This is a genomic window from Thiopseudomonas alkaliphila, assembly GCF_001267175.1.
Taxonomy (GTDB): Bacteria; Pseudomonadota; Gammaproteobacteria; order Pseudomonadales; family Pseudomonadaceae; genus Oblitimonas; species Oblitimonas alkaliphila.
The window spans coordinates 156,978-172,205 of sequence record NZ_CP012358.1 but is presented as its reverse complement, the minus strand read 5'-3'; the positions used below and the strand labels follow the sequence as shown (position 1 = coordinate 172,205).

The window sequence follows — 15,228 nt, the reverse complement described above, 5'->3', positions numbered from 1 at the left end:
TTACTGACTATTTTGCTGGCTGAGCGCAGGATAAATAATCTGTGACCAGCGCGCGACTTCAGCCGGTAAACGCGGCCCCAGTCCACCAACGAGTAAGGTTGGGTCCATACTGATTACCTGCTGGTGTTGAACTGCTTGAGTTTTGGCCAAACTCGGTAAACTACTCAGCATCGTGGTTAATGCATGCTGTTGCTCCGCCGAGCGATCGGCTATCACTAATACTTCAGGATTTAGCCCCAGCAAAGCCTCGTTGGATAACGCTTTATAACCCCTATGTTGAGCCAGATTTTCTGCCCCTACTTGCTCAATTAGCCAATGGGCCACGGTGTTTTTACCTGCTACTAATGGGCTACCATGTTGTGCGCCAAACAACATCAGCATCTTGGGTTTGTTCACTGTTGCTTTAGGTGTGGCTTGTGTTAATTGCTGCTCAAACTGTTGCCAGGCTTGATCTGCTGCATCTTTAGCTTGCAACAGTTCACCTAAGCGCAGCAGGTTGGCATTTAATACGGAGAGATCAGCATCACTGGGCAAAATTTGCACCTTGACCCCAGCCGCTGCAAGTTGCTCAAGTACCGGCGGTGGCCCCATTTCTTCGGTTCCCAAAACCAGCTGCGGTTTAAGTGCCAATACCCCCTCAGCAGCCAGCTGCCGTTGATAGCCCACACTGGGTAACTGGGTTAGCTGTTTAGGATGACTACTGGTGGTATCCACTCCAACTAACCGGTTTTCAGCTCCTAGCTCTACCACCCACTCCGACAATGATCCACCGGCACTAATAATACGGCTCACTGAATCATCGGCTAAGGCAGCGGGTATCGCTAATAGGCTGCCAATGCCTGCCAGCAAACATGTAAAGCGCTTCATGGTATTTTGGTCTCCATCAGGATTTGCGTATCAGTAATCTGCAATTGGTTAAGCAGTGCCATCAGCTGTAAAAAATCCGCCAACGGGGCTTGTTTATGCAGCGCCAGATCCAGATGCTGCGGTGCATCGCCAATCAGTTGCTGCTTTAGGCCGGCAAAGTCAGTCTGTAAACGGTTGCGGTAATACCATTGCCCAGTCTGATCGAGAATAATCACCTCCCGTCTCTGTTCAGCCGTTGCTGGTGCTAAACTTTCTTCGGTGGCGGGCAAATCAACCGGCATTTCAAGTAGTGGCTGATTGGCCGTTAATAAGAAAAACACCAAGACGATAAAGATCACATCTAACAACGGGGTGAGATCTAGAAGTAACGTATTGTTTGGCGATATGCTGGGCGGTAAACGAATCATGCCCCACTCCAGTTCAAGCCCGGATCAAACTCAGCGGTGGTCTTACCCGGTAATTCAATGGCTAAGCCACTAAGCGCTAGCTGACAGCGATTGAGCAGTACTTGTACTCGCTCTAAATAGCGCTCGGCCCATAAACTAAAGCCTTGCCCTGCAGCTAATGCTGGAATCGCGATGAGCATGCCCCACACGGTGGTATATAATGCTTGCCACAACCCATCAGCTAATACAGCTGGTGTTACGGCGGTATTTTGCTCAGCGATACCGGCAAACATGGTCACCATGCCCAGTACCGTGCCCAACAAACCCAGCATTGGAGCGAGCATGCCAATCATCTGCAAAATACGCAGGTTTTTAATTAAACGTCCGCGTTCTTCTTGCAGCCAGCAGGTAAGCACTTCTTCTCGTTGCTCTGCCATTAACTGGCGATGCTGCTGTAATAACGCCACGCCATAGCGCCAGCCAGCTAAGGTGCTACTGCGCTTTGAACAGGGTGAGTCTTGGGTGATGTTGGCTGTGTTACGGACATTTTTTTCTGCTGAGTTTTCTGCATAGCAGGCCTGACAGGCCGCCACCGTGCGCAGCAGCTTTTTTTGACTCAGTGGCACCAGGCGCAGGAACACACTCAAGCGTTCCAGCACCAAGGCCAAGGCCAACACTGAACACAGCGCTAAAGGCCAACCCAGCGGCCCCATGCTACCAAACCAAGCCGGCATCCTACGCCTCCAGCGCGGGCGTTTGCTCCGCGATTGCGCGCCAGCTTGCCAGCTCTGGAATACCTGGTTTACGCGCACCAAATAACTGCACAATTAAGTTACCCGCGCTATCAAAGGCTTCCCAACTGGTGATTAAGCCATCAGTACTAGGTTTGCGAACGCGCCATAACTGTTTGATCGCATTGACTTTAAGGTGCAAGTTAAATTCAGGATCCAGTACATTAAACCAGTCACCCACCCAACGCAGATTACTCACAGGGCCACTATGAATTTGTACACAATGACGGTTACTGACAAAGACCATAATGGGTACTTGTTGCTCTGCTGCGCGCTCAAATACTTGTGCAATAGCCTCTACCGGTAACTCTTCAGCCCACTGCGAACCGGCTAAACGTAATGCTTGAGTACGCGTGACCTGATGTTTTTGCAGTAGCGCATAAAAGTGATGGGTATCTTTTAGCTCCGACCATTTTTGCTGCAAGCGGTCTTGATCAATTTGTGTATCGGGCAACTCAACCACTGCTGGCGGCTTAGGCTTAAGCTGTAGTTCAGCGGTTTGCTCTGCCGCAGTAAAATCATGGATTAAACGCTCCAAGGCTACGACATCGCTGTCCTCAGTTAAGAATACTTTGTGCACTGCCACGCCTTGATGATCAAAGAACTGGATGCTGCGCTGTACGCCCTGCGCGGTGGCTTCGGCAATCGCAAAGACTGAACTCCAGCCACTAAGAAATAAACGCAAATCAATATCTGCGGACACCACTAAACCCATTTTCTCATTGGGCATAATGCTGGTTTCACGGTACACGCCTTTACGCTCGTGCACACAATCTTGATTGCGAGTCAGCGCCATAATTTTGCCAAGACCAGCTAAGGCGGGCAGCAAGGTTTTCCATTGTGGCCGTAAACGTACCGTATCTACCCCTAGGCGACTGGCAACTAACTCGGCTTCCGTCACGCCAAGCGTCTCGGCCACATCACGGGCCCGTAATCTTGGATGAGTTTGCTTAAGCTGTTGCCAAGCTTGATACAGCTCTGGCCCTGTTAAATTTTGCATTTGCTCCTCGGCTGCAACAGTAGCGAGTGTTGTTTGCATAAGGCTCATAGTGACTCCTAGGCTTAACGCCGATGATTTAAAGTGAAATTAACCGGAACCTGCACTCGACTGGCCACTGGCAAGCCCTGACGCAGTTCAGGTAAAAACTGCCAACCCCGTACAGCATTCAGTGCCGCCTGATCTAAGCTACTGACGCCTGAGGACTGGATAATCCGTAATTCTTGCTGTTGCCCTTGGGCAGTTAAACGCACCTCAACCAAGACTTGCCCTTGCTGGTTTTTACGCTTGGCGGAGGCCGGATAGACCGGCGGTTTAGGCTGATGCTTAAATCTTGGTTGCTGACTCAGCACTTCAATTGGCTTGGCCGGCGTGCTTGTTTTAGCCGAGACGCTATTCAGTGCTGCAGCCGTGGGCGCTCGACCCGCCCGATGAGTGGTTATCGGCTGCGTGCTCTGGGCGACTGAACGTGGGGCTGCTGCATGATTTACCCTTTCTTGGCGCTCGGCCGTCTTTAATTTAGGCTCAGCGGCTTTTGGCGCAGCAGGTGCCGGCTTCACAACAGGCTTAGACTGCACCTTAGCGGTTGCAGGTGATGCTGGGCTAACAGGTTTTGCTGGTGCCTGGCTTTCTTGCACGGTCAGCGCTGCTTGCATGCTGGGTACGTGCAAAGCGATGGGTGCCACTCTTGCCTGTGTTGCAGAAGCTGACACAGCAGGCAACGACAGGCTCAGCCATAACCAAGCATGCACAGCGCAAGACAATAAAATATAAGCCAACACTTTGAACATCGTTAAACACAGACTCCCTAAAAACAAACACTATTAAGAACCATTTGCATTTGATAATCAATAGCGTTTATCGTGTATGGGCAAAATAACTATCTGCCTTACGTCTAACTTCCCTTCAGGAGTTTGTTGTCCATGCGTTTATCCTCTGCCTTTGCTTTACAGCCGTTATGGATTGCTCTGTGTCTAAATCCTTCACTGGTGCAAGCTGAATCGCCTAAAAATGCGACTCGCTTAAATGCCGTTACTGTCTCTGCCACTCGTTCTGAGCAAAAAATCAGCGAGGTGCCCAGCGTGGTGTCGGTGCACACTGAGCAAGAAATTGATCAGCAGAACATCAAAAACATTCAAGATTTAATTCGCTATGAACCCGGGTTATCGGTTGGCGGTACCAATAGTCGCTTTGGTTTATCAGGCATTAACATTCGTGGCATGGGCGGCAATCGGGTACTCACCCAAATGGATGGCGTCAGTGTGGCGGATAGTTTTTCTTTTGGTGGTTTCTTAAGTGCCCAGCGCGACTACATCGATTTAGACACCATCAAGCAAGTAGAAATTATTCGCGGGCCAGCCAGTTCTTTATACGGCAGTGATGCCTTAGGTGGTGCGGTCAGCTTTGTCAGTAAAGACGCACAGGATTATTTAGCCGATGGCAAAAACCATTTTTTCCGTTTAAAAACGGGCTATGACGGCTCCGATGATAGCTGGTTACGCAGTGCTACTCTGGCGGGACAAAGCGGTGACCTTGATGCCCTAGTGCATATTGGGCGACGCAGTGGACAAGCCACCGATAGCCACAGTAAAACTGGCGGCATCGGTAACGCCCGAGGAAAAAGCAATCCGCAAGAATACACCCGCGATAATTTACTGGCTAAGCTCGGCTGGCAGCTTAATGAGCAGCACCGTTTACAATTCACCTATGATCGCTTTGCGCAAGATACGGACACCAATGTCTTAACTAACTACAGTCTCACTGCAACCACTCGTACTCAGCAAGCTAAAGATACCACCGAGCGTGAACGCTTTAGCCTGCAACATGAATGGCAGTTAGACCAACCATGGTTGGATCGCTTAACCACGCAGCTTAGCCAACAAACCAGTGATACCCGGCAAAAAACCTATGAAGATCGCGTTTCACGGGGTGCGGCCTCTTTCCGTAGTCGTGATTCTAAATACCAAGAAAAACTCTGGGTACTAAACAGTTTGGCGCAAACAGAATTCGCTTGGGGCGCCACTGCGCACCAGCTCAGCTATGGTTTAGAAATCAAGCGCAATAAAAACCGCGATGCACGGCTGGGACAAGAAACCCTGCTCAGCACGGGTATTAGTAAGCCAATGCTTCCGGTTAGTGACTTTCCAGACCCCACCACTAGTGAATACGCCTTATTTGCCCAAGATCGAATCCAGTGGGGTCAGTGGACGTTCTTACCTGGCCTGCGTTATGACTATTACAAAATGCAGCCCCATGCCACCAAGCGTTATCTAAATAGCCAAGCACAAGATGCCAACCCCAGCACCTTTACCGACTCAATGCTGTCACCGAAGCTGGGAGTAACCTATCAACTCAACCCACAACACAGTCTCTACGGACAATACGCCGCAGGCTATCGTGCACCTCAAGCTGTACAAATCTTCGGTGAGTTTGAAAATCCAGGCATGTACCGCACCTTGGCCAACACCCGCCTAAAAGCCGAAACCAGTGACAGTTTTGAGTTGGGATTACGCGCTAACTACGCTCTCGGTAATCTAGACTTAGCTGTGTTTTATAACCGTTACGATGACTTTATTGAGCAAGTCAGCCGCCCCTCTAATAAACCCGGCTATCCCTTTGGCGAGTTTCAATACATCAACCAAGATCGCGTCACTATTTACGGTGCCGAGCTCAAAGGTGAACTGTTCTTAGACGAGGTCGGCTTTAGCGAAGGTTGGCTAGCACGCTCAAGCCTTGCCTATGCTCGCGGTAAAGATAAAAAATCAGGTCAACCGCTTAACAGTGTTGATCCACTGAAAGCTGTATTTGGCTTAGGCTATGAGCAACCCAATGGCACCTTTGGTGGGGATCTTAACTGGACCTTAGTCGCTGCAAAAAATCGCGTGAATACCGAACAACTACCTTCTCAGTTTAAGACTGCTGGTTACGGGGTACTAGACTTAAATGGTTGGTGGCAAATGAGCGAGCAATTGCAAATCAATGCCGGCTTATACAACCTGACCAATAAACGCTATTGGCACTGGGCTGATATGCGTGGCCTAAGCCAACAAACCGGTGATATTAATAGTGCACGCTTTAGTCAACCAGGACGTTACGCTGCAGTTAATTTAGTTTGGGAAATGTAATCCTAACTTCCATAAAAATGCTCAGTCGCTTATGGCGCCTGAGCGTTTTTAGTTAGCAAGATTAACCAACGGCGCTAAATGACGCTGTGTTTTAAAATGTAAGGGCTGCTGCGTCACTGGATCTGTGAACCACAAGTCGGTGGCTAATAGCTGTAAGGGCGCGCTGAAATTATCCACTTGCTCAGGTAACACCTGAGGATAAAAATCATCATTAATAATGGGCGCGCCTAAACTGGCCAAATGCACTCGTAATTGATGCTTTTTACCTGAAACCGGATACAGCGCATAACGCCAATAATCCGCTTGTTTTTCTGCCACTTCAATGCGCGTTTCACTGTTCGCTTCACCTGCAATCTCTTGCATGCAAAAGAACGGCTCGCCCTTAACTAAACGAGAGCAATGCACACGTGGAAAACTAAGCTCAGGCAATGGTGCAGCCAAGGCTTCATAACGCTTTTTCACTTGCTGCTCACGAAATAAGCGCTGATAGGCATCTCGCGTGACGGAATTAGTCGAAAATAAAATTAAACCTGCGGTTAAACGATCTAGACGATGAATCGGAGTGAGCTGCGGATTATTTAACTGTCTCATTAGCCGTCGCTGCAGGGTTTCTTCAACGTACACGCCCACCGGACTCACCGGTAAAAAGTGAGGTTTATCCACCACCAATAAATCGTCATTCTGAAACAAAATATCTGCCTGAAACGGCACCGGCGTTTCTTTCGCTACTTCGCGAAAATAATACACCCGCTGCCCTTGCTGATAAGGTGTATCGAGCGCTAAGGGGTGAGCGTCTTGATCTAACACCCGCCCCCGGCTAAAACGCTGTTGCCATTGTTCCGCTGATACTTGGGCAAAATGCTCACATAAAAAAGCATACACCGTAGGCCAATTACCTGCAGGCAGATGCACGCGGCTGGCACCAATCAGCGCAGAGTTATGCCGATGCATTTATGCAATACCTAACAGGCAACAGCTAAAATTAATCACTGACAGTCAGTGAATGGTACTGGAGGCATCTTCATCCTCATCGTCCAACCAGACTTCGTTTTCCTCTAAGCCCCCCGCTTTTTGTAAACCGGTATGGAACATGGCTTTGGCTACATCAATATAACGCTCTTGCAGAAACGACTTAACTTCTGGGGAAAAGGTTAAGGTCACTAAAGGCTGTTCTTCTTCAGAGCGGCGCAACACAATGCGACCGTCGGATAATTCAACAATTTCTAAAAACGATGACGACATAATTAAGGTTAAACTCTTAAAAAATTATTTTAATAAAACAAAACTGCCCGCGGTGGTTAAACCACTGCAGGCAGTTAGCACTTAGCAGCCGTTTACTTTTTACGCTTATCTTCGGCCTGCCATTGTTTTCCATCATAAAAAGCACGCCAGCCCGTAGCTTTACCCTCCACTTCAGACTGTACGTATTGCTCTTTGTTTTTGCGGCTATAGCGGATAATGGTCGGTAAACCGTCTGGATCCTCAGTTGGCGCACTCATTAGATAGTGGTGTTTTGGATCAATTTCATCCTTATGCGGGATAATTTCTTTCACTAAAGGCGCGCGGGTTTCACGTTTTTTTGGAAACTGACTGGCAGCTAAAAATAATCCCGAAGCGCCATCACGCAGGACGTAGGTGTCATCTACCTTCTCACATTTAAGTTCAGGCATAGGCACCGGATCCATCTTCGGTGGCGCTGCTTCACCATTACGCAGCAGTTTACGGGTGTTTTTACACTCGCTATTAGTACAACCAAAAAACTTACCGAAACGCCCAGTTTTCAGCTGCATTTCACTGCCGCACTTATCGCACTCTAGGCTTGGGCCTTCGTAGCCCTTAATCCGGAATTGTCCCTGCTCAACCGCATATCCTTCGCAGTCTGGATTATTACCACACACATGCAGCTTACGGGTTTCATCGACTAAGTAAGCATCCATCGCCGTATCACAAATTTGACAACGACGCTTATGGCGCAAAAGCAACGATTCAGACTCGCCTTCATCATCGGCCGCAATTTCATTACCCGGAACCAAGTTCATGGTTTCTTTGCAGCGCTCTTTAGGCGGCAGGGCGTAACCTGAGCAACCTAAGAATACACCCGTTGAGGCGGTTCGAATCACCATCGGTCGACCACAGGCCTTACATGGTATATCAGTTAAGGTCGGGGTATTTTCTCGCATGCCGCCTTCTTTACTATCGGCCAGCTCAAGCTTTTGCTTAAAGTCGCCATAGAAATCATCCAGCAGGCGTTTCCACTGCAACTGACCTTGAGCTACGTCATCGAGCTGCTCTTCCATTTGCGCGGTAAAACCATAGTCCATTAAGTTGGCAAAGCTTTCCCCAAGGCGCTCAGTGACGATATCACCCATTTTTTCCGCATAAAAACGGCGGTTTTGCACGGTGACATAGCCACGATCCTGAATGGTTGAAATAATCGCGGCATAGGTCGAGGGACGACCAATGCCACGCTTTTCTAACTCTCGCACCAAACTGGCCTCTGAGTAACGCGCCGGTGGCTTGGTAAAATGCTGGCTTGGATCAAGCTTTTGTAAGCTCAGCACTTCACCTTGCTGCATATCAGGTAATACAGCATCTTCTGCCGATTTGCCTTGGGGTGGCTGCACCCGAGTAAAACCATCAAATTTCAGAATACGACCCCGAGCACGCAACTCAAACTCAGCCGCCTCAACAGTTAAGCTACTTGAGAGGTACTCTGCTGGGGTCATTTGACAGGCCACAAATTGACGCCAAATTAACTCATACAGGCGCTCTGCATCACGCTCCATGCCGCTTAATTGCGTAGGTAAGCGACTCACATCTGAGGGGCGAATCGCTTCGTGAGCCTCTTGTGCGCCCTCTTTACTGCTGTAAACACTGGGTTTAGCCGGTAAATATTTTTTGCCATACTCGCTTTCAATAAAGCCGCGCACCATCTCTATGGCATCTTGCGACAAGTTAGTCGAGTCGGTACGCATATAGGTGATATACCCTGCTTCATACAATCGCTGAGCAAGGGTCATGGTTTTTTTCACCCCAAATCCCAAGCGCGTACTGGCCGCTTGTTGCAAGGTTGAGGTGATATAGGGCGCGGTTGGCTTAGTGCTGGTTGGCTTATCTTCGCGTTTAACTAACTGGTAGGTAGCCGCTTGAAGCTTTGCTAGCGCTACCTTGGTTTGTGCTTCACTGACTGGGCGAAATGCCTTACCTGCCTCACGGGTGACTTCAAAGCGTGCTTGGTTTTTTTCCTGATTGGCCAGCTCAGCGTGTACTTGCCAAAACTCTTCTGGAATAAACGCACGAATTTCTTTTTCCCGCTCGACCACTAATTTAACGGCAACTGATTGCACGCGACCGGCGGATAAGCCACGGGCAATTTTCTTCCATAGCAAGGGTGAAACCATAAACCCTACTACCCGATCAAGAAAACGACGGGCTTGCTGGGCATTGACTTGATCAATATTTAACTCGCCGGGTTCAGCAAAAGCTTGTTGAATGGCTTTTTTGGTAATTTCGTTAAATACCACGCGCTTATAGCGTGTGTCATCGCCACCAATTGCTTCTTTTAAGTGCCAAGCAATCGCCTCTCCTTCTCTATCCAAGTCCGTTGCCAGATAGATGGTGTCGGCATCTTTAGCCAGACGGCGCAGCTCTTCAATGACTTTTTCTTTGCCCGGCAAAATTTCATAGCGGGCCTTCCAACCATGCTCAGGATCAACCCCCATACGCGCTACTAATTGGCGTTGGGCTTTTTCTTGGGGCGTTAATTTAAGCTCTTTAGCGGTGCTGGCTTTCTTTGCACCACCCGAGCCACTGGTTGGCAAGTCTCGAATGTGACCCACACTGGATTTCACAATGTAGTCATTGCCTAAATATTTATTGATGGTCTTGGCTTTAGCCGGGGACTCGACGATAACCAGCGATTTACCCATTGGTTGGTAGTTTCCTAATTTGAATATGCATGGCAGTGATCGATTTTCCACTGCACTAAATAAAATTTGCCACGATATATATAGCGGCTCACAGCTGAGGTCAAGTAATGACCTGCTATTTGTCTGGCAATTTTGCCTCAGTTTTAAGCGAGTAACCTGTACCTATTCTGCGCCTTCAACCCCTTTAACTCTAGTTTCTGTGCACCCTGACAGACCGAGACAAAAGGTTACAAAGGGGCTAAAGGCTGTAGCAGTTTAAAACGCGCCACTTGCTCCCCTGAGTCAAGGGTAACCGTTGCTAAAAACATTGCTAAAGGCCGTACCCACAAATCAAACTCACCATACAGGGTTTGATAAGTCACTAGCCACTCTTCGGTTTCAGAATGCCGAGCGGCACCTATCACGCGATATAAAGGACCTTTGTAGTGCTGATAAATGCCTGGTTGAATCTTCATAAATAACGTTCTAAGTGAATGGCTCTAATCAGTCGCTTTCAGCGATTTCTTAGTGTAAATATCATAGCGACTGGATTTACCCGTCAGCACATAGCTAGGCTCAATGCCATCAATTGCTGGGGCTTTACGTGGGCGTTTAACGACCACCCGATGACTCGCTAAGGCGAGCGCTGCTGCAAGTAACTGCGCCTGATCTTGATCATCGCCGACAATCGGCTTAAATGCCCGCATTTCTTTTTTCACTAACGCGCTTTTATCGCGCTCTGGAAACATTGGATCTAAATGAATCACTTGCGGTGCTTGCTCTTGCCAGTCTTGCATTAGACTTATTGCATCGCCTGTGAGCAAACGCATACGCTGAGCAATAGGTGCTACCTCTGGACTCAGTGCCGCTCTGGTTAAACCGTCGGCTAACAAAGCAGCGATCACTGGCTGGCGTTCAATCATGATGACTGGGCAATCAAGACAAGCTAACACAAAGGCATCACGGCCTAAACCCGCCGTCGCATCTAAAATACTCGGCCGCACACCACTTTGTATCCCCACCGCTTTAGCAATCATTTGCCCACTGCCCCCGCCAAATTGGCGACGATGGGCAGCCGCTCCGCTAACAAAGTCAACCTGAACCGGCCCTGGTGCCTTCTTACCTAACTCTTGCAGCCATAATCCCTGTGGCCCCCATTGCAAAGCAAACTCAGCATCACTAGGGGTATTATTAACGGCCACTAAAGGCAGTGCTAACTCTTCGGCAAGCTGTTTAGCTACTGAGCGTAATTCAGGCAGCAGCGCTTGCACGACAATTTTGACCGATGGATTCTCTAACAGCATTAATTTGCCTGCTAAGGTGTTGCAATGTTGTTACGCAAATACACCGGCTGGGCTTGCTCTGCCGCTAACTGCTCGCCTCGCTGCCATGCAAACTGGGCTAGTTGTAAAATATCTAGTGCATCCGGTAAGTGCTGTTGCGCCAGATATGTTGGCTGCACGGCTAGGCTGTCAGCAAAGGTTTGCCAGCCGGTACCAATCGCCCACAAATTTTCAGAATTAAAAGCCGCTGGCAAACTAACTTGCTCAGGTGCCAGCACCGCTTCAGTTCCGACTAAGCGCATTTCTCCTTGCTGCAATTGATAACAGCCCCAGTAGACTTCATTCATTCGCGCATCAATTGCGGCTGCGACTTCAGTGGCGCCCTGTTCACGATAGGCACGCTGAGCTAAGGCAGCAAGATTCGACACCGGTAACACAGGACAGGCCAAAGCAAAAGCTAAGCCCTGAACCATGCCAACAGCAATTCTGACACCAGTGAAGGCACCAGGCCCTCGACCAAACGCAATCGCCTCAACCTCACTTAGCTGGCAATTGGCCGCTTGTAATACCTGCTCAATCATGGGCAATAGGCGCTGAGCGTGCTCACGAGGAATAACTTCGCTGTGCTGAAACACTTGCCCTTGATAACTGAGTGCAACCGAACACGCTTCAGTCGCAGTATCGATGGCTAAAATAGTGGTCATGGTGCCCTTCTTCTACAAACAGTTTCTGTAAAAACAGCAAAACCCGCCGGAACGGGTTTTGCCTTGTGCAGCGCGTTGCTTAAGACAATGCAGCGAGCACTTTTTCGGTAATTGACTCAACACTACCCACCCCAGCAATAGCACTATATTTTGGCTTGCCTTCAGCTTGGGCTAAGTCTTGGTAAAACTTAATTAATGGCTTAGTTTGTGAATGATAAACCGATAAACGGTGACGTACTGTTTCTTCTTTATCGTCATCTCGCTGAATCAGCTCTTCACCGGTTTCATCATCTTTGCCTGCCACTTTCGGTGGGTTGTGCTCAATGTGATAGGTGCGACCTGAAGCTGGGTGCATACGACGACCGGCAATACGGCCTACGATTTCTTCATCATCAACCGCGATTTCAATCACATGATCAATTTCAACGCCGGCCTCACGCAATGCTTCAGCCTGCGGAATGGTACGAGGAAAGCCATCAAACAAGAAGCCGTTAGCGCAGTCTGCTTGCTTAATACGCTCTTTAATTAAGCCAATGATAATTTCATCAGAAACCAAACCACCGGTTTCCATTACTTGCTTAACTTGTAAGCCTAACTCTGATTCTGCCTTAACTGCTGCACGCAACATGTCTCCGGTAGAGATCTGCGGAATACCGAACTGCTTTGTAATGAAACCCGCTTGAGTTCCCTTTCCTGCACCCGGTGCACCTAATAAGATAACCCGCATTTTATGCTCCTATATTTTTATATAACGACAAACATTTAAATCAAAACCTAAGTGAGCAATCAGCTCGATCACTACGGAAACGGTATTTTTGGTCACTGACTCAACGCTGTAAATGCACCATCAAGGCTTGTCCACCTGCATCCAGCGGAGTTCTTGTTGATTAACTAACAGTTTTTGGCTAGTTAGTTACTAGCAACTGCCAGCCGAAAAACGATCAAAGATACACACCGCGTTACATTCATACAAGCAAAACTCGCTGTTTAAGCTGGGCGATTATGCTATCAAAGCATAAATTCGCGCCCATTAAACTGATACTCATCAGCCCTTAGTTTTTTCGCTTAATGGTTTTCAATAAATCATCTGGGGTAATGAAACCCACCATACTGGCGTTACTACCAGGCTGTGGCTGCTGCAAAATGTGGTGTTTCATTTTGCCAATAATGTGCATTTCACACGGCTTACAATCAAACTTTAGCGTCAGCACTTCATCGCCATTAATCAACTGCATATCTTTAACTTTAGTCCGTACACCAGTGACGCCTTTGGCTTGTTTGGGGCACAAGTTAAACGAGAAGCGCAAACAGTGCTTGGTGATCATCACTGGCACCTCGCCGGCTTCTTCATGGGCTTCATAAGCGGCATCAATTAGCTCAACGCCATAACGTTTATAAAAGGCACGGGCTTTTTCGTTATACACGTTGGCTAAAAACGTAAGATGACTATCAGGATACACCGGAGGCGGATTACTGACTGCTTTACGACTGCCTTTTGGATGTGCCAATAGGCGATTAGCCGTTAGTTGCTCAATCACTTCGCGGCGCAAGGCTTTAAGCTTGGAATTAGGCACAAACCACGGCTGCTGTGCTTGGTAATCAATTCGTTGGGCGTGATAGATAGTAGTACCTAGTTTAGTTAAGGTATCTTTTAGCTGCTCTGTGGCCTGCTGTGGATTGTTAGCTAAGGTAAAAGGTCCCGCTAGACTTGCCTGCGCCAGCACCCCTTCCTCACTGCTGGCACTCAACAACAACTGCTGCTCAGTTAGTTGCACCTGCCAATCTACCAGCACGCGCCGTTCAGCCGAGGGTTTCAGCAGTGCCTGCTGCCAATTGTGGTCCATATTGCGATTTAACACATGCTGTGGACGCAGTTGTTTAAGCTCGGGGGGCATTTCATTGGGTACGATGCGGTACTGATAAAACTGCTGCCCCTCTTGTTCAAACTCACACAGTGGCTGGGCAGTATTAGCCCTAAAACCGACCACCTCACGCTTATGCAGTACGTTTAAACCATCGCCATTACTGAGCGGCTCGGTGGTTTGTACCGTCAGATCCTGTTTGCCTACACTCAAAATTTCACCCACTGGCAAACCGACAAACTTGGGCGAATCAAACGCACCAATATCAATCAAGCGATCTTGCACAAAATAATCGGTACTGCCGCGGTGGAAGGTTTTATCTGGATTAGGCACAAAAAAGTGTTCGACAAAGCCACTGGAGGAACGCGTTAAATCAGTACGCTCCTCTAATATTTGGTCCAATAATTGGCGATAGTAAGCGGTAATATTTTTTACATAGCTGACATCTTTATAGCGCCCTTCAATTTTAAATGAGCGCACGCCCGCATCCACTAAATCCCGTAAGTTAGCGCTTTGATTATTATCTTTCATTGACAATAAATGCTTGTCGTACGCCACTACGCGGCCCTGATCGTCTTTGAGGGTATAGGGCAAACGACAGGCTTGGGAGCAATCGCCGCGGTTAGCACTGCGACCGGTTTGGGCGTGGGAGATATTGCACTGCCCAGAAAAGGCCACACACAAGGCGCCATGAATAAAAAACTCAATCGCCGAGTCAACCTGGCTGCTGATTTGCTTAATTTCTTGCAGGTTTAGCTCTCTGGCTAGTACCAACTGAGAAAAGCCCGCTTGGGATAAGAACTTTGCTTTATCTAGGGTGCGGATATCAGTTTGAGTGCTGGCATGTAACTCAATGGGCGGGATATCCATTTCTAAAATCCCCATATCCTGCACAATCAGTGCATCAACCCCTGCATCATACAGTTGATAAACCAGTTCACGCGCTGGCTCTAGCTCATCGTCATGCAAAATGGTGTTAATGGTGACAAACACCTTGGCATGAAATAAGTGAGCAAATTCAACTAATTGTGCAATATCGCTGACACTGTTACTGGCACTATGCCGCGCACCAAAACTAGGGCCGCCAATGTAAACTGCATCGGCGCCGTGTAAAATGGCTTCTTTGGCAATGGTAATATCACGGGCTGGACTAAGCAGCTCAAGTTGATGACTGAGTAACGACATAAAGATAGATTCAATTAGCAAGGCAATAAAAGTGGCCTATGTTAGCAGTTTCGCCAATCTTTTTTAGCAGTTTCAATGATACCGCTCAGCGTTTAAATCGAATCCTCAGCCCCCATATTA

At 48.4% G+C, this 15,228-nt stretch carries 14 protein-coding genes; 1 reads left to right on the top strand and 13 read right to left on the bottom strand.

Annotated elements, in window-relative coordinates; genetic code table 11:
- From AKN87_RS00810 to AKN87_RS00790, 5 genes are read right to left on the bottom strand one after another with little or no spacing between them, the layout of a single operon-like run.
- Window positions 1-867 (bottom strand): heme/hemin ABC transporter substrate-binding protein, encoded by an 867-nt coding sequence (locus tag AKN87_RS00810; protein ID WP_053102185.1) that lies wholly within the window; start codon window positions 865-867, stop codon window positions 1-3.
- Window positions 864-1,274, bottom strand: a complete 411-nt coding sequence (locus AKN87_RS00805) for an ExbD/TolR family protein (protein WP_053102184.1) — start codon at window positions 1,272-1,274, stop codon at window positions 864-866. Before AKN87_RS00805 ends, AKN87_RS00810 begins: the two co-directional genes overlap by 4 nt.
- Complete coding sequence (locus tag AKN87_RS00800) at window positions 1,271-1,987, bottom strand: MotA/TolQ/ExbB proton channel family protein (protein ID WP_053102183.1); 717 nt, start codon at window positions 1,985-1,987, stop codon at window positions 1,271-1,273. Before AKN87_RS00800 ends, AKN87_RS00805 begins: the two co-directional genes overlap by 4 nt.
- A 1-nt stretch (window position 1,988) precedes the next feature.
- Window positions 1,989-3,083, bottom strand: coding sequence for a hemin-degrading factor (locus AKN87_RS00795; protein ID WP_408033274.1), 1,095 nt, complete (start codon window positions 3,081-3,083; stop codon window positions 1,989-1,991).
- A gap of 23 nt (window positions 3,084-3,106) precedes the next feature.
- A complete protein-coding gene (locus tag AKN87_RS00790) occupies window positions 3,107-3,832 on the bottom strand; it encodes an energy transducer TonB (protein WP_053102182.1) in 726 nt (241 codons plus the stop codon).
- A 132-nt stretch (window positions 3,833-3,964) separates the two neighbouring features.
- Here AKN87_RS00790 and AKN87_RS00785 point away from each other — a divergent pair, with 132 nt between their 5' ends.
- Window positions 3,965-6,166 (top strand): TonB-dependent hemoglobin/transferrin/lactoferrin family receptor, encoded by a 2,202-nt coding sequence (locus tag AKN87_RS00785; RefSeq protein ID WP_053102181.1) that lies wholly within the window; start codon window positions 3,965-3,967, stop codon window positions 6,164-6,166.
- A gap of 48 nt (window positions 6,167-6,214) precedes the next feature.
- On the opposite strand, the gene AKN87_RS00780 is transcribed toward AKN87_RS00785, so the two are convergent.
- The 8 genes from AKN87_RS00780 to AKN87_RS00745 all read right to left on the bottom strand — a co-directional run bounded on the left by AKN87_RS00780 (window position 6,215) and on the right by AKN87_RS00745 (window position 15,108).
- Entirely contained in the window at window positions 6,215-7,117 is a 903-nt protein-coding gene (locus AKN87_RS00780) for a pseudouridine synthase (RefSeq protein ID WP_053102180.1), read from the bottom strand.
- Window positions 7,118-7,162: 45 nt separating this feature from the next.
- On the bottom strand, window positions 7,163-7,408 hold the full coding sequence (locus AKN87_RS00775; RefSeq protein ID WP_053101593.1) for a hypothetical protein: 246 nt from the start codon (window positions 7,406-7,408) through the stop codon (window positions 7,163-7,165).
- Between the two features lie 92 nt (window positions 7,409-7,500).
- Window positions 7,501-10,095, bottom strand: coding sequence for a type I DNA topoisomerase (gene topA / locus AKN87_RS00770; protein ID WP_053102179.1), 2,595 nt, complete (start codon window positions 10,093-10,095; stop codon window positions 7,501-7,503).
- 227 nt (window positions 10,096-10,322) lie between these two features.
- Window positions 10,323-10,550 carry a DUF1653 domain-containing protein gene (locus tag AKN87_RS00765; protein WP_053102178.1) on the bottom strand — a complete coding sequence of 76 codons (228 nt, stop codon included), beginning with the start codon at window positions 10,548-10,550 and terminating at the stop codon, window positions 10,323-10,325.
- Between the two features lie 24 nt (window positions 10,551-10,574).
- Window positions 10,575-11,378 (bottom strand): class I SAM-dependent methyltransferase, encoded by an 804-nt coding sequence (locus AKN87_RS00760; protein ID WP_053102177.1) that lies wholly within the window; start codon window positions 11,376-11,378, stop codon window positions 10,575-10,577.
- A gap of 11 nt (window positions 11,379-11,389) precedes the next feature.
- On the bottom strand, window positions 11,390-12,061 hold the full coding sequence (gene tsaB / locus AKN87_RS00755) for a tRNA (adenosine(37)-N6)-threonylcarbamoyltransferase complex dimerization subunit type 1 TsaB (RefSeq protein ID WP_053102176.1): 672 nt from the start codon (window positions 12,059-12,061) through the stop codon (window positions 11,390-11,392).
- Between the two features lie 79 nt (window positions 12,062-12,140).
- Entirely contained in the window at window positions 12,141-12,788 is a 648-nt protein-coding gene (adk, locus tag AKN87_RS00750) for an adenylate kinase (protein WP_053101588.1), read from the bottom strand.
- Window positions 12,789-13,113: 325 nt separating this feature from the next.
- The gene (locus AKN87_RS00745; RefSeq protein WP_053102175.1) at window positions 13,114-15,108 is read right to left on the bottom strand and encodes a peptidase U32 family protein; all 1,995 of its coding nucleotides are present in this window, start codon (window positions 15,106-15,108) and stop codon (window positions 13,114-13,116) included.
- Window positions 15,109-15,228: the final 120 nt, after the last annotated feature.